At 50.1% G+C, this 20,685-nt stretch carries 24 protein-coding genes and 1 riboswitch; of the genes, 5 read left to right on the forward strand and 19 right to left on the reverse strand.

Features of this window, described 5'->3' with window-relative positions:
• Positions 1 to 72 precede the first annotated feature (72 nt).
• The 3 genes from C2I18_RS28065 to C2I18_RS28075 all read left to right on the forward strand — a co-directional run bounded on the left by C2I18_RS28065 (position 73) and on the right by C2I18_RS28075 (position 3,016).
• Positions 73 to 1,305 (forward strand): aminopeptidase, encoded by a 1,233-nt coding sequence (locus C2I18_RS28065; RefSeq protein WP_249898977.1) that lies wholly within the window; start codon positions 73 to 75, stop codon positions 1,303 to 1,305.
• A 36-nt stretch (positions 1,306 to 1,341) separates the two neighbouring features.
• A complete protein-coding gene (locus C2I18_RS28070) occupies positions 1,342 to 2,598 on the forward strand; it encodes an aminopeptidase (RefSeq protein ID WP_249898978.1) in 1,257 nt (418 codons plus the stop codon).
• Positions 2,599 to 2,842: 244 nt separating this feature from the next.
• Complete coding sequence (locus C2I18_RS28075; RefSeq protein WP_249898979.1) at positions 2,843 to 3,016, forward strand: hypothetical protein; 174 nt, start codon at positions 2,843 to 2,845, stop codon at positions 3,014 to 3,016.
• A gap of 141 nt (positions 3,017 to 3,157) precedes the next feature.
• On the opposite strand, the gene C2I18_RS28080 is transcribed toward C2I18_RS28075, so the two are convergent.
• The 8 genes from C2I18_RS28080 to C2I18_RS28115 form a co-directional block, all read right to left on the reverse strand.
• On the reverse strand, positions 3,158 to 3,847 hold the full coding sequence (locus C2I18_RS28080) for an AlkZ-related protein (RefSeq protein ID WP_249898980.1): 690 nt from the start codon (positions 3,845 to 3,847) through the stop codon (positions 3,158 to 3,160).
• A 15-nt stretch (positions 3,848 to 3,862) separates the two neighbouring features.
• Entirely contained in the window at positions 3,863 to 4,450 is a 588-nt protein-coding gene (locus C2I18_RS28085; protein WP_249898981.1) for a TetR/AcrR family transcriptional regulator, read from the reverse strand.
• Between the two features lie 3 nt (positions 4,451 to 4,453).
• On the reverse strand, positions 4,454 to 5,173 hold the full coding sequence (locus C2I18_RS28090) for an MBL fold metallo-hydrolase (protein ID WP_249898982.1): 720 nt from the start codon (positions 5,171 to 5,173) through the stop codon (positions 4,454 to 4,456).
• 65 nt (positions 5,174 to 5,238) lie between these two features.
• Entirely contained in the window at positions 5,239 to 5,763 is a 525-nt protein-coding gene (locus tag C2I18_RS28095; RefSeq protein WP_249898983.1) for a hypothetical protein, read from the reverse strand.
• An 83-nt stretch (positions 5,764 to 5,846) separates the two neighbouring features.
• Positions 5,847 to 6,620, reverse strand: a complete 774-nt coding sequence (gene pstB, locus C2I18_RS28100) for a phosphate ABC transporter ATP-binding protein PstB (RefSeq protein ID WP_249898984.1) — start codon at positions 6,618 to 6,620, stop codon at positions 5,847 to 5,849.
• Between the two features lie 36 nt (positions 6,621 to 6,656).
• A complete protein-coding gene (gene pstA, locus C2I18_RS28105) occupies positions 6,657 to 7,553 on the reverse strand; it encodes a phosphate ABC transporter permease PstA (protein WP_249898985.1) in 897 nt (298 codons plus the stop codon).
• Positions 7,550 to 8,401 (reverse strand): phosphate ABC transporter permease subunit PstC, encoded by an 852-nt coding sequence (pstC, locus tag C2I18_RS28110; protein WP_249902276.1) that lies wholly within the window; start codon positions 8,399 to 8,401, stop codon positions 7,550 to 7,552. Before pstC ends, pstA begins: the two co-directional genes overlap by 4 nt.
• A gap of 147 nt (positions 8,402 to 8,548) precedes the next feature.
• On the reverse strand, positions 8,549 to 9,508 hold the full coding sequence (locus tag C2I18_RS28115; RefSeq protein ID WP_481857855.1) for a phosphate ABC transporter substrate-binding protein: 960 nt from the start codon (positions 9,506 to 9,508) through the stop codon (positions 8,549 to 8,551).
• 259 nt (positions 9,509 to 9,767) lie between these two features.
• Here C2I18_RS28115 and C2I18_RS28120 point away from each other — a divergent pair, with 259 nt between their 5' ends.
• Positions 9,768 to 10,667: a LysR family transcriptional regulator gene (locus C2I18_RS28120; protein WP_249898987.1), complete on the forward strand. Its 900-nt coding sequence runs from the start codon at positions 9,768 to 9,770 to the stop codon at positions 10,665 to 10,667.
• 94 nt (positions 10,668 to 10,761) lie between these two features.
• Here C2I18_RS28120 and C2I18_RS28125 read toward each other — a convergent pair whose 3' ends face one another.
• The 9 genes from C2I18_RS28125 to queF all read right to left on the reverse strand — a co-directional run bounded on the left by C2I18_RS28125 (position 10,762) and on the right by queF (position 17,908).
• Positions 10,762 to 11,598, reverse strand: coding sequence for a class I SAM-dependent methyltransferase (locus C2I18_RS28125; protein WP_249898988.1), 837 nt, complete (start codon positions 11,596 to 11,598; stop codon positions 10,762 to 10,764).
• A gap of 40 nt (positions 11,599 to 11,638) precedes the next feature.
• On the reverse strand, positions 11,639 to 12,574 hold the full coding sequence (locus C2I18_RS28130; protein ID WP_249898989.1) for a DMT family transporter: 936 nt from the start codon (positions 12,572 to 12,574) through the stop codon (positions 11,639 to 11,641).
• A gap of 144 nt (positions 12,575 to 12,718) precedes the next feature.
• Positions 12,719 to 13,855 (reverse strand): zinc-dependent alcohol dehydrogenase, encoded by a 1,137-nt coding sequence (locus C2I18_RS28135; RefSeq protein WP_249898990.1) that lies wholly within the window; start codon positions 13,853 to 13,855, stop codon positions 12,719 to 12,721.
• Positions 13,856 to 13,993: 138 nt separating this feature from the next.
• Positions 13,994 to 14,821 carry a VanW family protein gene (locus tag C2I18_RS28140; RefSeq protein ID WP_249898991.1) on the reverse strand — a complete coding sequence of 276 codons (828 nt, stop codon included), beginning with the start codon at positions 14,819 to 14,821 and terminating at the stop codon, positions 13,994 to 13,996.
• Positions 14,818 to 15,336: a cysteine hydrolase family protein gene (locus C2I18_RS28145; RefSeq protein WP_249898992.1), complete on the reverse strand. Its 519-nt coding sequence runs from the start codon at positions 15,334 to 15,336 to the stop codon at positions 14,818 to 14,820. Before C2I18_RS28145 ends, C2I18_RS28140 begins: the two co-directional genes overlap by 4 nt.
• A gap of 185 nt (positions 15,337 to 15,521) precedes the next feature.
• Positions 15,522 to 16,244, reverse strand: a complete 723-nt coding sequence (gene queE / locus C2I18_RS28150) for a 7-carboxy-7-deazaguanine synthase QueE (protein WP_249898993.1) — start codon at positions 16,242 to 16,244, stop codon at positions 15,522 to 15,524.
• On the reverse strand, positions 16,237 to 16,719 hold the full coding sequence (locus C2I18_RS28155) for a 6-pyruvoyl trahydropterin synthase family protein (protein ID WP_249898994.1): 483 nt from the start codon (positions 16,717 to 16,719) through the stop codon (positions 16,237 to 16,239). Before C2I18_RS28155 ends, queE begins: the two co-directional genes overlap by 8 nt.
• Positions 16,716 to 17,381, reverse strand: a complete 666-nt coding sequence (gene queC, locus C2I18_RS28160; protein ID WP_249898995.1) for a 7-cyano-7-deazaguanine synthase QueC — start codon at positions 17,379 to 17,381, stop codon at positions 16,716 to 16,718. Before queC ends, C2I18_RS28155 begins: the two co-directional genes overlap by 4 nt.
• A 26-nt stretch (positions 17,382 to 17,407) precedes the next feature.
• Positions 17,408 to 17,908, reverse strand: coding sequence for a preQ(1) synthase (gene queF / locus C2I18_RS28165; RefSeq protein ID WP_249898996.1), 501 nt, complete (start codon positions 17,906 to 17,908; stop codon positions 17,408 to 17,410).
• Between the two features lie 203 nt (positions 17,909 to 18,111).
• A riboswitch (PreQ1 riboswitch) is annotated at positions 18,112 to 18,155 on the reverse strand.
• A gap of 178 nt (positions 18,156 to 18,333) precedes the next feature.
• On the opposite strand from queF, the gene ymzB reads away from it, so the two are divergent.
• Entirely contained in the window at positions 18,334 to 18,669 is a 336-nt protein-coding gene (gene ymzB, locus C2I18_RS28170) for a protein YmzB (RefSeq protein ID WP_249898997.1), read from the forward strand.
• Positions 18,670 to 18,744: 75 nt separating this feature from the next.
• Here ymzB and murB read toward each other — a convergent pair whose 3' ends face one another.
• Entirely contained in the window at positions 18,745 to 19,656 is a 912-nt protein-coding gene (gene murB, locus C2I18_RS28175; RefSeq protein WP_249898998.1) for a UDP-N-acetylmuramate dehydrogenase, read from the reverse strand.
• Positions 19,657 to 19,864: 208 nt separating this feature from the next.
• Complete coding sequence (locus C2I18_RS28180; RefSeq protein WP_249898999.1) at positions 19,865 to 20,674, reverse strand: (2Fe-2S)-binding protein; 810 nt, start codon at positions 20,672 to 20,674, stop codon at positions 19,865 to 19,867.
• Between the last annotated feature and the right edge of the window lie 11 nt (positions 20,675 to 20,685).

Here is a 20,685-nt window from a genome sequence, read left to right on the forward strand (position 1 = left end):
TTTTCATCCGGCGGTTAATAATTTAATACAATGCTTGCAGAGTACTAAATTATAGCAAATGGAGGAATCCCAGTGACCGATTTTGAAGCAAAGCTTAACAAATATGCAGACCTGGCTGTTGAGATTGGGGTTAACGTTCAACAGGGACAAACCCTGGTCATCAGCGCGCCCATTTCAGCCGCAGAATTCGTGCGTAAGATCACCGCCAAAGCCTATGCCATTGGAGCAAGCCTGGTCAAGGTGAACTGGAGTGATGAGAGCATCACACGCCAGCAGTTTGAACACGCCGCACCGGAGGTCTTCACCAAGGCTCCAACATGGTTTGCCGGAGAGATGACCGAGCTTGCCGAGGAAGGTGCCGCATTCCTGCATGTCATTGCCGACAATCCGGATGCCCTCAAAGGCATAGACCCTGAACGGATCGCCAATTTCCAGAAAACACGCGGCGCCGCACTTACCAAATACCGCGAGTACCAGATGTCCGATAAAGTCAGCTGGAGCATTGTCGCCATCCCTTCCGAGGCATGGGCCGAGAAGGTATTCCCAGATGTACCTGCAGAAGAGCGTGTAGATAAACTCTGGGAAGCGATTTTCCACACCGTACGCATTGACCGTGAAGATCCGGTAGCCGCATGGCAGGAGCATCTCGATAACCTGGAACAGAAAGCTGACGTACTCAACGCCAAAAAGTACAAAAGCCTGCATTACATAGCCCCCGGCACAGATCTCACCATTGAGCTTCCGGAAGGCCACTTGTGGGCTCAAGGGGACAGCATCAATGCAAAAGGCCATTCTTTTGTAGCCAATATGCCGACGGAAGAAGTATTTACAGCCCCGCTCAAGACCGGCGTTAACGGTACCGTCAGAAGCACCAAACCGCTGAGCTACGGCGGAAATGTAATTGACAATTTCTCCATCACCTTTGAGAACGGACGGATTGTCAGCGTGAGCGCAGAGAAAGGCCAGGATTCCCTGGAGTATCTGATCGGCCTGGATGAAGGTGCAAAATATCTGGGGGAGGTTGCTCTCGTTCCGCACAAATCACCGATCTCTGAATCCAATATTCTGTATTTCAACACTTTGTTTGACGAAAATGCCTCGAACCACCTGGCCATCGGCACAGCCTATGCGTTCTGCCTGGAAGGCGGTAAAGAAATGAGCCAGGATGAGCTGATTGAGCGCGGCCTTAACACCAGTGTAACGCATGTCGATTTCATGATCGGTTCCGCCGAGATGGATATCTACGGTATTACTGCTGACGGAACCCGTGAACCGGTATTCAAAGGCGGAAACTGGGCTTTCTAAATAAAAGACTTGCGGAATACAGGAGGAAATATAACTATGTTAAGTTTTAAGCAGAAGCTGGAGAATTACGCACTGCTCGCAGTGAAAATCGGAGTGAACATCCAGCCCGGCCAAACGCTCGTACTGAACGCCGATATCGCCGCAGCCGAGCTGGTACGCCTGGTTGTCCGCAACGCGTACGAAGCCGGCGCTAAGCTTGTCAAAGTCAACTACACTGATGAGCAGGTGACTCGTACCCGCTACGACCTTGCTCCGCGGGACAGCTTCCTTGAGCCGCCGCAATGGCAGGCGGATGAGCTTGCCGACCTTGCACGGGGCGGCGCTGCTTTCATGACGATCATCTCCACGAATCCGGACCTGTTAAACGGTGTAGAGCCGGGGAGAATCTCCGATCATCAGCGTACCCACGGCCAGGCTATGGCTCCTTACCGCGAAATGATGATGAGCAATCAGGTCAGCTGGTGCGGGCTCGCTTTCCCTTCACCGTCCTGGGCAGCCAAAGTGTTCCCGGAGGCCCCCGCTGAAGAGCAGGTAGAACTGCTGTGGAATGCCATCTTCCAGGCTGTCCGTGCCGACCTGGAGAATCCGGTAGAAGCCTGGACTCAGCATCTGGACGGCCTTAAGCAGCGCTGTGATATGCTGAACGCCAGCAAGTTCCGCAAGCTGCATTATACTGCCCCTGGTACAGACCTGACCATAGAACTGCCGGAAGGCCATATCTGGTGCCAGGCAGGTGCGGTGAACAGCCGCGGCGTATCCTTCCTGGCCAATATTCCGACAGAGGAAGTCTTCACTGCTCCCCTCAAAACAGGCGCGAACGGTACTGTCAGCAGCACCAAACCGCTCAGCTACGGCGGGAATATCATCGACCAATTCTCACTCACCCTGGAGAATGGCAAGGTTACAGACTTCAAGGCTGAAATCGGCCATGAAGCATTGTCTTCCCTGCTTGCCATGGATGAAGGCGCCGCTTATTTCGGCGAAGTTGCCTTGGTTCCTTACCACTCCCCTATTTCAGAGAGCGGAATCCTCTACTACACGACACTGTACGATGAGAATGCCTCCTGTCACCTGGCACTGGGGGCTGCCTATGCGTTCACCCTGCAGGACGGGATCTCCATGACCAAGGAGCAGCTGATCGAAAAAGGCATGAACCAGAGCCTGACGCATGTTGATTTTATGATGGGCTCACCGGAAATGAACATTGACGGGATTACTGACGATGGAAAAAGCACGCCGATTTTCCGCAACGGCAACTGGGCGTCACCACTTGATTTTTCGGTAAAAATATGAATTAAATAAATCAAAAAGCCCTGTTTTTCTTTTTAATGGAGAAAAATAGGGCTTTTTTTTCGTTAAAATCAATAGTTAATCTGCATAATAACCCAATTTTAAAATTTAGTTCAAATATTTTTCACAATATTGTTGAATTTATTTCACAATTATGTCACAATACAATTAAGGATTGAATTTCCAATCCGATTGGCATGTCAGACTCCCGCTTCCGCTGCATAATACTTTTTAGGAGGTCATTCTGATGAAAGAAACCTTCAACCAGGACCTGGAGCCGAATGAGCCGGAACGTGCAGAAACCTATGCTCCTACGGAATCCAGTATTGCTGCATCCAACGCGATCAAATACACAGCCTACATCATGCTACTATTCGGTTTTTTATATTTTCTGGTTGCCTACCTTGGCCCGATGCTTTAAGCATGCTACTTATATAGAATCTATAGAAAGCGCTTACGGCTGAAATCTCTTGAATGAGGTAACAGCCGTTTTTATTTGACATTAGTGTTATATAAAAAAAAACTTCACTTCCCTGTCACGGAAAGCGAAGCTTTTTTTATGTCACCAAGACAGAACTTTACGGATCCAGCTCACCGCTGCAGGCTGCCAGATCCCCTCCATACGGGACAGCAGCCAGTCAACCGCCTCTTCACGGGTACCTTCAAACTGGGGAATTTGGTTGCTCTCCATCCAGTGCTCCGCGGTTTCAAAGGAAGTGCTGTTCCAGCCGTTCGTTTCCCCTTCGGCATTATGTCTTTCCTGTACTCCGGATATTACAATATCCAGCGTGCCCTGCAGCTCGGTGAGCGCATTATCAAAGGCTGTTTTCTTCTCCTTAGCCTTCATATCCCCCTGCACACGGAGCTGACGGGTCTCAATTCCCTGATGGGAACGGATAATTTGCAGGAGGGTTACTGCTTCCCTGCTGGCCAGCCCGTTATTGTACCGTTCCTCCAGCGGCTGGGAGCTGCCGGCAGCCTTCACATAAGCCGGGAACCACTCCCGGGAGACGAGAACTGCTTTTTTCTTGATGAATTTGCCGTATCCTGCCAAGCCATCGCCAGGGAACCGCGCACGCCACTGCCATGGATCAACCTCTGTACCGGTATGCCAGTTCTCAGCCTTAGTGAGAGCATTTACAGAAGGATGCTCAGGAATCAAGGCTGCGAGCGGTACAATTCCGAGCCGGGCAATGACTTCCCCCATCTCTTTATAAGTCGTTACAATACGCTGCTCTTCTGCGTTCTTCAAAGACCTTTCCTCCTCTTACTGATGATCTTTCCCTTCAGAGCCCATGCAGTGTATTCCTGATAAATAAGTGTTAATCAGACGGGCGAGACTGTCTTCAAGATTTACAGGCAGCCCGAAGCCCCCTTTGTTCTCAATGGATGTAAATCCGTGCAAAATGCTGCGGAAGCCGCGGACTGCATGAATACTTCCCTCTTCTCCAAGCCTATAGCCGGCCAGCACCTGAATGATTAGCGACAGGATACGTTCGCTTGCCTCCTTCAGTTCGGTGTCTCCTTGTTCCGGCGCCTTAAGCGTTGTTTCGTAGAGTCCCGGATGCTGCCTTGCAAAACCGACATAAGCCTGTCCTATGGCATGCACTGCAGCATCACCGCTAAGGCCTTCCAATGCCTCTGACATGCCCGTATACAACTGATCCAATCCGTAAACCGCCATTAATGTGCGAAGTCCTGCAAGCCCCTTAACGTGATTATACAGCGACGGAGAGCGAACACCTAGCCTGGCTGCAAGTGCAGCCAGCGTGACAGCTTCTATTCCCTGCTCATCCGCCAGTTCTGCCGCTGTCTTAACCAGCGAATGCGTATCCAGTCCTGCCCTCGGTGACATAAACTATTCCCCCTCTTTCTTAAGCTGTATCTGGGCAGTACGAATCGCCTGCTTCATTTGGTCTGCCGGAGCTTTCAGCAGATTCCCGTGACCGGCGGCCAGAACAGACGGTGACAACTTCAGCAGCCGCTCTGCGCTGGATACAGCCTGCTCCTTGTTCCATGTGGCCATTGCCGGGAAAGGGAACCATGGAACCACAGTACCGGCCACAGCCACTCTCCCAAAGGTCTGAAAAGCATCTCCGGCAATGACGGCATTGCTGCGCGAATCCAGAAAAGACATCGACCCCGGAGTATGACCGGGTGTGCTGACCGCACGTAATGAGCCTACACTATCTCCATCCTCAAGCAGAACATCAGGCTTCGTTGTTACTTTGGAAGGTACGCTTCCTTTAATGGGTGTCTGCGGCTCTCCCGGCCATAAAGACTGGTCACCGGCCAGCAAAGCGGCATCCCGTGAGGAGATATAGACAACTGCCTCCGGATAGTGCTGCTTTACCACATCCAGTGCTCCCACATGATCAGCATGTGCATGAGTAAGGATGATGCGTGTGACCGGCTTATTCAGCTTGGCGGCTGTACTGACGATCCCCTTCAGACAATAGGACATTCCAGCATCAATAAGGGTAAGCCCCTGATCTTCAATAACAAAGTAGCAGTTAACCGGGAAGAATCGAGGCAACCAGGTAAGCTGCAGTAAATTACCTTCTTGAATTAGTCTCATATGTATCCCTCCGTAAACTAATGATATTAGTTTAAATATAAACTAATATCATTAGTTTTGCAATCTTAAATACCTTTCATTCCGCCTACTTGCCCCATTTCAGCAAATTCAGAGGTATAAATACCTTTCATTTCGCCGACTTGCCTCATTTCAGCAAATTCAAAGGTATAAATACCTTTCATTCCGCCTACTTGCCCCATATCAGCAAATTCAAAGGTATAAATACCTTTCATTCTGCCTACTTGCCTCATTTCAGCAAATTCAAATGTATAAATCCCCTTCATTCCGCCTACTTGCCTCATTTCAGCAAATTCAAAGGTATAAATACCCTTCATTCCACCTACTTGCTCTATTTCAGCAAATTCAAAGGTATAAATATCTTTCATTCCGCCTACTTGCCTCATTTCAGCAAATTCAAAGGTATAAATACCTTTCATTCCGCCGACTTGCCCCATTCCAGGAAATTCAAAGGTATAAATACCCTTCATTTCGCCGACTTGCCCCATTCCAGGAAATTCAAAGGTATAAATACCCTTCATTTCGCCGACTTGCCCCATTTCAGCAAATTCAAAGGTATAAATACCTTTCATTTCGCCGACTTACCCCATTTCAGTGGGCCTACTCACATAAAAAAAGCACCGCCCAATTTGGACAGTGCCTGTGTACCTTCGAATCAGCCGAAGCGGCCCATGATATATTCCTGTGTCATTTGATTCTCGGGATTGCTGAATACCTTCTCCGTCTTGTCATACTCCACAAGGGAACCCAGGTAGAAGTAAGCTGTGTAATCCGAGATCCGTGCCGCCTGCTGCATATTGTGCGTTACAATTACAATCCGCAGCTCTTCCTTCAGCTCCTTAATGAGCTCCTCTACCTTCCCTGTAGATACAGGGTCAAGTGCGGAGGCCGGCTCATCCAGCAGCAAGATTTGTGGGTTAACCGACAGTGCGCGGGCGATGCACAGACGCTGCTGCTGTCCGCCGGAGAGGGCGAGTGCAGAGTCCTTCAGCCGGTCCTTAACTTCATCCCACAGGGCTGCACGGCGCAGGCTGCTCTCCACAATTTCATCCAAAGCTTTTTTACCTTTGATGCCGTGATATTTCGGGCCGAAGGCAATGTTATCGTAAATGGATTTATAGAACGGGTTGGGCTTCTGCCAGACCATTCCGATCTTCTGGCGCAGCTTGATCACATCCGTACCGGGTGCATTGATATCTATCCCGTCAATCCAGATGCTTCCTTTGGTTGTCGAACCGGAAATGTCATCATTCATTCGGTTAAGCGACCGCAGGAATGTCGATTTCCCGCAGCCGGAAGGGCCGATCAGCGCTGTGACTGTATTCTGGGCAAAAGGAAGACTGATCCCCTTTACAGCCTCATATGTGCCGTAAAAAATGCTCAAGTCCTCCGTCTGAAATGATTCCCGCACCGCAGATGCTGTTCCCATGTTTTACTCCTCCTACTTATCTCATCTAAACGTTAATTAATTTACTCTCTTGGATGCTGTCAGCTTGCGGTAAATGAACCGGCCGAAATAACGGGCAACCAGGTTGAAGATCAGCACCATGATTACGAGTACAGCCGAGGCTCCGGCTGCAATCTGGATCGCATCAGGAGCAAGGCCTTCACTGTTGATTTTCCAGATATGAACCGCCAGCGTCTCCGCCGGACGGAACGGGTTCAGCGGCGAGTTCGAGTGCAGCGGATTCCAGTCTGTGAAATCCAGACGCGGGCTGCTCATCCCCGCAGTGAACATCAGTGCCGCCGCTTCACCGAAGACACGTCCTGCGGACAGGATGGTTCCGGTAATGATGGTAGGCAGGGCTACCGGGAGCAGCACAGAAGTAACGATTTTCCATTTGGACAATCCCAGGGCGAAACCGGCTTCCTTCTGGGCTTTGGGTACAGTGCGGAAAGCCTGCTCTGTAATACGCACCATCAGCGGCAGATTGAAGAAGGTCAGCGCAATGGCGCCGGATACCAGGGAGAACCCGAGATCAAAGTAGTTGACGATCAGCAGCAAGCCGAACAGGCCGACGATGATCGAAGGGAAAGATGACAGGACTTCTACAATGAGACGGATGAAATTCGTAAGCTTGCCGGGACGGGCATATTCCGCCATAAAGATTCCGGCGCCAAGACCCAGCGGTACTGTGATCAGCAGTGTCAGCACAAGCAGGTAGAGCGAGTTGAACAGCTGCGGCCCTACGCCGCCGCCTGCCCGGATTTTTTGCGGTGCCGAGGTTAGAAAATCCCAGCTGATATGATTAAGTCCGCGCACCAGGATGTAGCCCAGCAGGCCAACCAGGATAGCAACAATCAGTAATGCGAAAAAGACAATAAACGTAGTGGCAATTTTATCTGCTGTCTTCGGCTTCAAATCTTATTTCTCCTTTCGAGCATTCTTACGAGGAGGACGAATACGAACGTCATCAGCATAAGAACCAGCGCCATACTCCACAGCGCATTATTTAACGTCGAGCCCATCGTTGTGTTCCCCATGCTGAGTGTAATTACACTGGTCAGCGTGGAGGCCGATTCAAAGAGCGAGCGCGGCACGAAAGGCGCATTACCGATAACCATCTGTACCGCCAGGGCTTCACCGAAAGCGCGGGCCATCCCCAGCACTACCCCGGTCATAATGGCCGGCAGCGTAGTCGGGAGAATGACCCGTGAGATCGTCTGCCAGCGGGTGGCACCGAGCGCAAATGAGGATTCTTTCAGGTTTTGCGGCAAAGAAGCCAGCGCGTCTGCAGCCACGCTTGTAATTGTCGGCAGGATCATGACCGAAAGTACAAGCGCGCCTGCAGCAACCCCGATACCCTGGCCGGGAAACGTATCCCGCAGAAACGGAACAATAACACTGAGGCCTACAAAGCCGTATACAACGGATGGAATACCGGACAGCAGCTCGATTACCGGCTGCAGCAGCTTTTTCCCCCACCCTGGAACGATTTCGGTCATGAACAGTGCAGCACAGATACTAAGCGGACTTGCAATCAGTGCGGCAAGCAGTGTGACCAGGAATGAACCGGAGATAAAAGGTAATGCTCCAAAAGACGGTGTTTCCCCTTCAGGAGACCACTTTGTGCCGAACAGGAAATCAGTCAGCTTCACTTCACCGCTGATAAAATTGGCTATACCTTTGGACGCTACGAAATAGACCATTGAAACAATGATCACAATCAAGAGCAGAACGCACAAGGACATATAAATACGCCCTACCATGTCCTCAATATGATGTTTTTCGATCTTTTTCTTGTTAGTTTTCCCCTGCAAGAATACTCCCTCTTTCTAAAGTGAAAAGAGAGGCAGAAGGGATTCCGCCTCTAATCACATGAAATTCTAATCATAATATCTGTGAATTTGTTAAAATTATTTCGCTGTTACGTTTCCGTCTACATCACGTTGAACCTGCATTGCAGAAGCAGGAATGTATCCCAGCTCAACAACGTCACCATTTTGTACTTCATCAGTCATCATGTAATCCAGGAATGCTTTTACAACTTCGTTAGGTTCGCCGTTAGTGTACATGTGCTGGTAAGCCCATACCGGATAGTCTCCGCTGATTACGTTGTCCACAGAAGGCTCGATGCCGTCATAGTTCAATGTTTTTACAGTGTCGTCAAGGTAGGACAGTGCCAGGTAACCGATCGCTCCCGGAGTTTCGCCGATCATTTTCTTAACTGTACCGGAAGAATCCTCTTGTACGGAACCTTGCAGGTCTTCTGTCTTCGTTCCCAGTGCAAATGCTTCGAAGGTAGCACGTGTACCGGAACTGCTTGGACGGTTGATGATTTGGATCGCCTGGTCGGCACCGCCAACTTCACTCCAGTTCGTTACTTTACCAGTGAAGATGTCAACCAGCTGTTGTTTGGTCAGGTTGTCAACACCTGCATCCGGGTGGGATACTGCTGCCATAGCTACAACTGCTACCTGGTGATCCACCAGTGCTGCTGCTTTCTCGGCATCGGCATCTTTCAGCTTCTCTTCGGCAAATACGTCAGAGTTACCGATATCTACTTGCTTCTCAGCTACTTGTGTCAGGCCGGTTCCGCTTCCGCCGCCTTGGACTTGAATGTCAACGCCGCTGTTAGCATCCATGAAGCTTTCTGCTGCCATCTCAACCAGTGGCTGAAGTGCAGTGGAACCGGAAGCCAGGATGGAACCGCTCAGATCTGAACCGCTGCTGCTGTTTTCTGTAGGTGTATTTGTCGCAGCTGCATTATTGCCCCCGTTATTAGTTGCCGCAGTGTTGTTGGTGTTACCGCATGCCGAAAGAGCTACTACACTTGTTAAAGCTAAAGCCATGACCCATGATTTTCTGAATTGCATTGTTTTTTGTTCCTCCTAAAGGTTTTGTGTGTTGTCTGCCCCAATTAAATCTGCTTCGTACAAAACTCACTTTGGAAGCATACATCAGAAGATCGTGTCTTCTGACTCTTCTTATTCTAGAGCTCGTTCGTTAGGGAAAACGCCTAAGTTTGTAAAACGAAAGATAAAAATACTAATACAAATTGTATAACACCATAGATTTAATCTATAATATTGATAATAATTGAAAAATTTTTCGTCGAACGGGTGGAGGAAATGTATGAATATAGTGAAATTGCAGATCGTTGTGTTAATTGAAAAATACAAAAAGGTTACCGATGTCGCCGCCGAAATGGGTTTGAAGCAGCCGACCGTGTCCTTTCATATGAAAAGCCTGGAGAATGAGCTCGGGGCCTCCCTGTTCCAGTACCGCAGCGGACGGGTGCTGTTCACCGATGCCGGACGGGCGCTGTACCAATATGCAGTACGCATCGTCTCTCTGGCTGCGGAAGCGGAGCGGAGTGTCAGGCAGCTCTCCTCTTTTTCTTCCGGGACACTTGAGCTTGAGGCCGGTTATTTGCCTGGTACTTATCTTGTTCCTAAAATGTTAACGCAATTCATCAAACTTCATCCGGAAGCCGACGTATCCCTGTCTGTTCAATCCGAGCATCTGGTCCGGGAGCGTCTGCGGGCACGGGATATACAGCTGGCGGTTCTGCCGGTGACAGATCAGCCTGACGAATCTTTACATACGGCGCTGATTGCCGAAGATGAGGTTGTGCTTATTTTTGCCCCGGATCATCCTTTAGCCGGCGCCGTTGAGCTTACTGCAGAAACGGCAGCACGTGAAACCTGGATACAGCATGATCCTACCTCGTTTCTTAGAGCGATATCCGACAAATGGGCACAGGAAAACCAGGTCAGACTGTGGAGCCATACCGTCGTTAATACACCGGAAGCCTTTAAAAGGATGGTATGCGAGGGCGGATGCGTAGGTTTGTTCTCCAAAAAAGGGATCGAAGCGGAAGTTGCGGCGGGGCGTTTACAATATGCTGCATTGCCGGGGATCCCGCCCAAACAAGCCTCTTACGTAGCCGCCTGGCGGAAGGATCATACATTGACACCTATGCAGCAGGCCTTTGTGGACATGACGGCGGCTAAGGATGAGGATGAGCTATAAGCAGCTGCTTTGTTTTGCGGTTTTACAAAAAAACCGGTAACCCCACGTACGCTGTATTTTAACAGCCGTACCGGGGTACCGGTTTTATTCATGTTCAATTCTTTTCTGCAACCAGGGTAAAAGTTTTCGGGATGCCTTTGTCGTATACATCGGAGGACAGGTTCGGCTCTTCTGCCAGCTCCAGGATCATTAATCCGCTGCGCGCCGCCGCTGTAACAATTTCGCCCAGTGTCCATCTGCGCCAGTACACGACGCTGTGCTTTTCCCCGGAGACCGTTCCGCCTGAAGAGGGCAGGTATTTGGAGTAGGACACCTTTTTCTCCTCAAGTGAGGTATCAAAATAATCCCCGCTTACCTTGTGCTTGCGCACCTTGGCGGTAGAGCCTTTGGAGGTGATCAGTTTGGTTGTTACCGGGTGAAAGTCACGCAGGACGAACCTGCCGCCGGGAGCCAGCAATCTGCCGACCGTCTCCATAAAAGGAGCCAGATCGGTGAAATAGTGCAGAATCCCCATCTCTGCGAACACCAGACTGTAGGATTGATTCAGCACTTCTTCAGGCAGCTTTAGCACATCGGATACGATATAAGTAAGCTGTACGCCGGCCTCACCGGCGAGTTCTTCTGCATAACGGGCATTGGCTTCCGAGAAATCGGCTACCGTGACTTCCGCCCCGAGCAGCCCCAGCGCCACAGCCTTCATCCCGTTGGAGCCCATGAGATTCATAATTTTCAGGCCGCTGACTTCACCCAGGTAATTCATTAACGGATACAGCTTTCCTGACGGATCTTTGACCAGCTTGGCTGCAGCTTCTGCAGGCGTACCGAACCGGCTGGTCCATGCGGCATACGTATCTTCATTCCAGGTCTCTTCACTGGTAGGAACCCCCGGCTGAGCTTCGTCCGGCTGCCCGTTGTGATCTTGTTCATTCATTGTGTAAACTGCCCCTTTGAAATTCTATAATGTTCTATCCTTAAGATGCATTAGGAAGAGCCTCGCTCTGCCCCAGTGTTTTTTTGCGTCCCGCATACAAGTAGACGACCAGCCCGCCCATAACGAGCACGCCCCCCATCCACTGCAATCCGGTCAGCTGTTCACCCAGCAGCAGGAAAGCCAGGATACTTGCGCCTACAGGTTCACCCAGAATGTTCATGGATACTGTAGTCGCTGAAGCATACTGCAGCAGCCAGTTGAACAATATATGGCCGAAGACGGTCGGAACAACCGCCAGCAGAACGAAAATCCCCCACTCCTTGGAAGGATAATCAAAAAACGGGATGCCTGCCGCAAGATTATACACTGCAAATACTGCTGCAGCCGAGATAAAAACGATCAGACTGTACAAATACGCAGGCATGCGCGCCACAAGCTTTTGACCAATCAGCATATGGGCTGCAACTGCAGCCGTACCGCCAAGAGAAAGCAAATCACCTTTAAGATTGTCTGCGGACAGTCCGATATCCCCCCAGCCGATGAAGATCACGCCGAATATGGCGATCGCAAGGCCCAGAATGGCCGAAGAGGTACTCCGTTCTTTATACAAAAGATAAGCGCCCAGCATGATGAACACCGGCTCAAGTGCCATAATCATGGTTGAGCTGGCCACAGAAGTGAACTTCAGCGAGCCCATCCACAGCAGAAAATGCAGCGCCAGCATCGCACCGGATACAGCCAGCAGCAGCCAGTCCTTTTTGCGCAGGGCAGCAGCGGCTCCGGTATAGGGCCGGGCAAACGGCAGCATCAGCAGTGAGGTGAACAGCAGACGGTACATCCCTTGAACCGAGGCGGGTGCCGAAGACCATTTTATAAAAATAGAGGAGAAAGAAATAGCCACAATTCCAACCAGCATGAGCAGCGGAACAGGTACAGGCGGTTTTTTAGCATTCACGAACAGACGTCCTTTCGGCATGATAAAAGTCACTTATGTAAATTTACCGCAGAACGCAGAATTTTGCAGCCCTTTTCATAAAATTTCATTAAATAAAGACATGGGCTCCCGGAACCGGGAAAACCCATGCCTAAGAACAGAAGCAGCTGCTTGAGCCGGCCTAACTTAAGGCTTCAGAATAACCTTGATACAGTCATCTTCCTTCTCGCCAAAAATATTGTATGCGTGCTCCGCTCTGCTGATCGGCAGACGGTGTGTAATGATGTCCGTAGGATCGAACTTGTTCTCCTTAATCATCTGATACAGCTTCGGCATGTAGTGGATGACAGGGGCCTGGCCCATTTTGAGTGAAACATTGCGTTCGAACAGGTGGCCCAGCGGGAACATATTATAGGTAAGTCCATACACGCCGATAAGCTGGATCGTACCGAACTTGCGCACAACCTCGGAAGCAATACGGAACGCACTGAGAGAGCCACCCTGCAGCTTCAGGTTAGTCTCTACTTTTTCCATAATCGTTTTCTTGGCATCAAGCCCGACACAGTCGATCACGACATCCGCCCCGCCGCGGGTAATTTCCTTCAGATGCTTCTCAAGGTCTTTTACCTCGTCAAAATTGTAGATTTCAACGTTATTCGTCCGTTTGGCATGCTCCAGGCGGTACGGGACATTATCCACTGCGATGACGCGTGAAGCGCCTTTCATCCAGGCGAACTTTTGGGTCAGCAGCCCTACCGGTCCGCAGCCAAGCACAATTACGGAATCGCCGGGCTTCACGCCGGCATGCTCCACTCCCCACCATGCGGTCGGTATAATGTCCGAGAGAAACAGCAGCTTCTCGTCTTCCATCTCGGCATCCTCCGGCACCACAAAAGGACCAAAATTACCATAAGGCACTCTCAGCAGCTCGGCCTGTCCGCCGGCAAATCCGCCGTAAGATTCAGAATATCCCAGCATCCCGCCGGTATCCTTCGCATCATTGGCATTATCGCATTGGCTCTCCATCTCATGCTGACAGAAGAAACATTGACCACAAGATACATTAAAAGGGATGATGACGCGGTCGCCCTTTTTCACTTTTGTAACCTCTGGTCCAACCTCTTCCACGATTCCCATAGGCTCATGCCCAATTACGTAGTCGTCGTACATGCCGGGAATATTCCCGTTATAGAGATGCAGATCTGATCCGCAAATGGCTGTTGAGGTAATACGGACGATAATGTCATCTTTCTTTTCCAGCTTGGCATCGGCTACTTCTTTGACTTCCACTTTCTTCTTCCCTTGATAAGTTACCGCCTTCATATTGAGGACCACTCCTTCGGTAGTTGAGTAATGGATAGTAGGGCATAACCCAATGTCATACTATGTTATAACCCTAAATCCTTACTCTCTATCTGTTATCCCCGAAAAATAGCGTCTTATTCTCATTCCTGTCCAATCTCAGACGGGGTACAGCAGCGGCGAATACATCATGAGTGCATGATTCTCGGCCACTTCCTCATCTCCTGCCAGCTCCCCGGACCTTGTCAGCAGTTTCCGCCTGATCCTGTTGCTGCGGATGTAGCCGCCCCAAGGTTCAAGACTGATGCCATGTTCCGCCTCGTAGACCTCGTAATGGTAAAGCTGTCTGCCGTCGCATCTCCATTCCCCGTGCAAATGGGTATCATCAAGCCATAGCTTTAACTGGTAAGTATGCTCTGTATTATTCAGCAGCTGCAGATCCAGATAATTATAGGCGCAGGTTGCCCCGCTGCCGAATGGCTGGGTCCGCTGCTCATCCGGAAACACATCATAGCTGTGGCGGTGCCGTTCCGTTACGGTCAGCGGAGTGTGCAGCGTCATCCAGTAGATCAGATTGGACAGCTGGCATAACCCGCCTCCTGTTCCTGTCCGGAATCCCCCGTAGTACAGGACCATTCCATCAAGGTACCCTTTCCGCCGGGCTGGCTTCCCGATGCTTTGCCAGTAAGAAAAGCGTTCTCCCGGCCGTACCATAAGACCATCAAGCCTGGCCACAGCAAGCTTCAAATTCATGATTTTGTTATATTGCAGAGTCATATCGACATTTCTCAGGCTGCGCAGCAGCGGTGTCGCATGTCCGGCTGCTTCATAAGGAAGATTCTCAGAACGATGCAGCTTGGCTCTCTTAGTGTTATCTGTCCACCATTTCAGATATCTTTTCCAGGTGAAATACCGCTTGCCTGCAAACAATCTCAGCTTCGAACGGCGGACCGGCTTCATGGCGGCTTTCGTTTTCCCCGGATTCATCTGAACTCCACCTCATGCTCAGGCTTCAGGACCGCAAACCTTCCCCCTAACACGGCGTTATGATGTCCAACAATCTCCTCTGCGTTAAAACGGGCATTAGGAAAAGTACTGTGGGCATCCTGTACCAGGACACTGGAATATCCCATACTGTAAGCGCGTCTGACGGTCGTGTCCACACAAAATTCGGTTTGCATGCCGCAGATTACGAGGTCGGTAATCCCCAGACGCTGCAGCTCCTCATGCAGATTGGTCCTGTGGAAGCTGTCCCAAGTCGGTTTCTCCACAATTGTATCTTCCGGGAGCGGCGTAATCAGACTGCTGATCTGCCATGTATCCGTACCTTTGGTGTATTCCTCGTCTTCAGTGTGCTGAACGTATACTACCGGTATTCCAGCAGCGCGGGCTTTGTTAAGCAGGGATACAATCCGGCCCATAACTTCATTCCCGTCGTGCAGCTCCACCTCATAAGAGAACATCGCTTCCTGAACATCGATAATTAACAGTGCTGTTGTCATTGTCATATGCCTCCCGGAATGGACTTTTTACCATGAAACCTATGATTATATGTAAGTTACAGTCTAAAGGCTGATAATATCATAGATAACAGAATTTACAAGTATAAATATGACAGCACAAAAAGGGCATCCCGGACACCATTAAATGGCAACAAGATACCCTTACAGTTATTTCAGTTATTCAATTATTTCCCGCGCTTGTTGTGCCAGATCAGCGCATGCAGCTGCGGGAGTACCCGTGCCCGGTTCATCTCAGGATCAGCAATGGCAAGACCAAACAGCCATTCCAGCCGTCCAAGCAGCCGTGCAGAAATATCGCCTTCCTCGGTAACATTCTCGTTACCCGGCTGCAGGAACAATGGCACTGCAGGGTAGCGTTTGTGGACGCTTTTGGCATATGCAAAATCCGCCTCATCAAATACAACCACCTTCAGACTGTGTGCAGACCTGCCGCCCTGCTGAAGCTTGTCCATGATGCTGTCCAGCATTTCAAAATCCGTATTCATCCCGGAGCTTGGCGGCTTGGGGCTGATTGTCAGCACATCCACGTCACAGAACCAGTCCTGCCATCTGCTGCCTTGTGTCTCTATCGCTGCCTGGATTCCCCGCTCATGCAGTCCTTGTATGAAAGTGCCCATGGCTTCGCCGATCAGCGCCGGATTCCCCCCGGAGATGGTAACACAATCAAAGTTATTGCCGGCCAGCCGCTCCAGTTCGTTCAGAATTTCTTCCGGCTCCATCATCTGCACCTTATCTTTGGCCGATCCGTCCCACGTAAAAGAGGAATCGCACCAGCCGCAGCGGTAATCACAGCCATAAGTGCGGACGAACATCGTCTTCACACCGATAACTGCGCCCTCCCCTTGAATCGTTGGCCCGAAGATTTCAATTACAGGTATCTTACTCACAGTCACAGCCTCCATACAGCCGGTAAGACGGTCCCTCTTCAGGAATATCTGCGGCAAGCACTTCAGCCCAGGAGGTAGGCGTCTCCCACAGCTTCACTGAGTAAAGCGGCAGAGAAGCCTGCTTCAATTTATAGGCGATGTATGCCGACATGTTCTCTACAGTGGTCCGGAAGGAGAGCAGTGCCACCTTGGAGCCTGTACGGTTCAGGGTCTCAAGCACAGGCTCGTTGCCCATTGCCAGAAAAGCATGATCCAGCCGGTCCACCAGGCTCTGCTGCACAACCGTTTTGATGTCACTGAAATCTATGACAAAGCCTTCATCCGAATGACCGGCCTCTGTGGAAGGTACACCTTTCAGCACAACCTCAAGCTTGTACGTATGCCCGTGCAGGTTGCTGCATTTTCCCTTATGGCCCACCAGCTGATGCGCGGAATCAAAGGTGAAAATTTTGCAGACTGTCACTTCATTCATCATGATAGACCCACCTGCTTGCTCTCAGCCTCATACTGCGACAGTCCACGGCTGCGCAGCTCGCAGGCAGGACAGGTTCCGCATCCGCTGCCGATAATTCCGTTATAGCAGGTTAAGGTGTGCTCACGGATATAATCGAAATGGCCCAGCTCGTCAGCCAGCTTCCAGGTTTCTTTTTTGTCCAGCCACATCAGCGGAGTGTGGATGACGAATTCATAGTCCATTGACAGGTTCAATGTAACATTCAGTGATTTTACGAATACATCCCGGCAGTCCGGATATCCGCTGAAGTCGGTCTGGCATACGCCTGTGATGATATTGGCAAATCCAAGCTGTTTGGCCAGAATGGCGGCAAAAGACAGGAAGAGCAGGTTCCGTCCATCCACAAAAGTGCTCGGCAGCTCCCCTTCCTCACCAGCCTCAATCTCAATGTCATCACGTGTCAGTGCGTTGGGAGCCAGCTGATTTAAGAGACCCAGGTCAAGGATATGCTGCTTCACATTGAAATGGGCGGCAATCGCCTTGGCAACTTCAATCTCGGCAGCATGGCGCTGATTATAGTTAAAGGTAACGACCTGAACTTCTTCGTACTGCTGCAGGGCCCACACCAGGCATGTAGTGCTGTCTTGTCCGCCGCTGAATACGACGAGTGCTTTTTGGTTCATCTCTTGTTTTCTCCTCTCCATACTGCTTAGCGGTTGTCGACTTTTTCGGGATACAGGTCATGGTTCATCAGGCGGTGTTCGGCCATGGCCTCATATTTGGTTCCCGGACGTCCCCAGTTGCAGTATGGATCAATGGAAATGCCGCCGCGCGGAGTGAATTTGCCCCACACTTCGATATACCGCGGCTCCATTAGAGCGATCAGGTCATTCATAATAATATTGACACAGTCTTCATGGAAATCCCCGTGATTGCGGAAGCTGAACAGATAGAGCTTCAGGGACTTGGATTCGACCATTTTGATATCAGGAATGTAGGAAATATACATCACGCCGAAATCCGGCTGGCCGGTCACAGGGCACAGGCTTGTAAACTCCGGACAATTGAATTTCACAAAATAATCGCGTCCCGGATGCTTGTTGTCAAACGATTCAAGAATCTCCGGAGCGTATCCGAATTTGTACTCTGTTCCCTGGTTACCCAGCAGGGTGACCTCCTGCATTTCCTCTTTTAATCTTCCTTCTGACATGACAAAAAACCCCTCTCTTTTCCCTCGGCATCTGTGCCGGAAGTGGAAAGAAGAACGAGATTCCGAAAACATGGCTCTACTAAGAAGAAACGACCCGGTTAACGGGCGTCGTCTATTTTGCGCACAGCATAGCAGAAAATAAGTACAGGCACAGGCCTATACCCCTTTAAGTCTCAGAATGAACAAGACTATTGTTATGCAAAAGCGGCTTAGTTTTTTATAGAGGGAGTTTGCGAACCTCTCCTGCGCATATACGCAGACTTCTTCTTTATATTGTTGCTTGCGTTTTGAACTATACCATGATTCACAGATGCCTGACAAGCCTCCGCCCCTTCCACTTTGTTCATGGCCGGAGGACGGATTCATTTTTAAGGAAAAGGGTAACTTAACAATAATAATCTATAACACAAGGATGGGATCAGCTTATGGAACTAGCTGTAGAAAAGCTTAGGGAGTGGCTCAGCGAGCAGGCAGGAACAACCATTGTCATTAAAAAGCAGGAGCTAGAGGATCTCGATACGGTTCACTTCACTGTGGAAAGTGTTGATTACCGTTCCGCAGAGGATACCATCGATGATTATCTGGACGACGCGCTGATTCTTAGAGGTTCAGGCAGCACAGTCAATGGGGATGGAGAGCCTGTCCCGCTTCCGCAGCCAAGCTATGAAATTGCTGTACAAGGCCTCAAAATTAACAGTGCGGCAGAAGACCGTGCGGAAATCCAGACGGACAGAGGCAAGTACGAGATTTCGTTAACGTAATTTATATTATGTAAACAATTTGCCATTGTGAAACAAAAGAACGGGCCGCGGTAACTTCTTCCGCGGCCTTTTAATTTATTCTTCTCCGATGATTTCCACTTCAGTTTCCAGTTCTACGCCGAATTTATCCTTCACTGTCGCCCGGACATGGTGGATCAGTCCGATATAATCACTTGCTGTAGCATGATCCGCATTGACAATAAAGCCGGCATGCTTGCGGGAGACTTCTGCTCCGCCGATTCTGGTTCCCTGCAGTCCGCTCTCCTGAATCAGCTGTCCGGCATAATGCCCCGGCGGACGCTTGAATACACTGCCGCAGGAAGGATACTCCAGCGGCTGCTTGGATTCCCGCATAAATGTCAGTTCATCCATCGAAGCTTTGATAGCCGCCGGATCGCCTGGCTGCAGCGCAAACCGGGCTTCGAGCACGAGAAAGTCCCCGCTGGCAAAGATACTTTTTCTGTATCCCCACTGGCATTCCTCACCGGACATCGTTACCAGCTGCCCCTCTTTGTTGATGGCAAGCGCACTATGCAGCACATCCTTGACTTCGCCCCCGTAAGCTCCAGCATTCATGTAAAGGGCACCTCCGACAGTCCCGGGAATGCCGCAGGCAAATTCCAGTCCGGTCAGCTTTTGCTCCAGGGCATACCGGGAGACATCAATAATTTTGGCGCCGCACTGGGCATACAGCAGATTATCCCTCATCCCCATATCATTAATCTCTGACGTTTGCAGGACAATTCCGCGGATACCACCGTCCCGGATAATCACGTTTGAGCCGTTGCCAAGTACAGTCAGGGGAATGCCGTTTTCCCTGGCGTATGTAACAATCGTCTGAATTTCATCGTAAGCAGCTGGTGCGGCAAGGATATCCGCCTGGCCGCCCATTTGTGTAAATACATAGCTTTTCAGCTCTTCATGGCTTTTTACTGCACCAGCTGGAAGCAGCTGCTGCAGTTCCTCTTTAATTTTGCTGATATTCATTTGATTTTGCTCCTTTAACACTATAGAAATAATGTCCTTGAGTTATAAATTATACATGTACAGGATATTGTTAAAATTAATATGGCTTACATGCGCCGTCTTATCAGGCAACCACAACTTTAACAACGAACAGGCTCCCTTGTCAATGACGGGAGCCTGTTGCAGGTATGCCTTTAATATAGTATGATACCATTCTTCCATTTATAACCTACCCCTGCGCCGCAGCAGCCTGCTTGCGGAACTCTGTTCTTCTTGTCGCCCGCTCTTCCTCTTTAATCCGCGGACAAGTGTAACAGTAACTCCCGCCTTCTGTACGGTAATACATGCAGCAGCGGTTGCGCATAAGTACGGTTTTGTCAGAATCCGCAAGGGATTCAATTCTGCGAAGCTTTACGTGAAAAGGATTCTTCGGAAGCAGAAACACCTCTGCAGGCATTTCATCCTTCAAATAATTATAATCTTCCTGCACAGTGGCCAGAAGCTCCTCATGATCAGCGGCTGCAGCCAGTGACTCCATAAAATAATTAAATTTGGTCGGCATCTGTCCCCAGATTTCTCCCAGAATCAGTCCGCTGACCGTCGACATCATCCGGAACAGAGGTCCGGCCGTTTCCGCATAGAACCGGTTAATGACTTCGTTGCGCCAGCTCATCCGGCCTTGCGGATCAGCAGGAGCCTCGTTCATATCCCATGATTCTAAAGAGAAAGCTACACGGCAATACTGTCCTGATGGAATGAGGTGAACACTCAGATTGGACAGGCTAATCTCCGGCACCGCGGAATACAGGGAAACCGAATATTGCAGTGCCATAGCCACACTGGAGAACCAGCCGCCAAAATACGCAGCCACCGCTTTATCGTCCAAAGCCTTCATCATCGGCCGGTAGGAAGCGATAAACGCCCTCATTCCCTCTTCATCTGTCAGATCGTTCATTTTGAACGTATGCACCGTTTCCTCCGGCGGGGATGGATGAAGATCAAACTTGCTGCCAAACTCTTTTATCTGCGATTCATTCATACCGTTTCCTC

The organism is Paenibacillus sp. PK3_47, from assembly GCF_023520895.1.
GTDB lineage: Bacteria > Bacillota > Bacilli > Paenibacillales > Paenibacillaceae > Paenibacillus_AQ.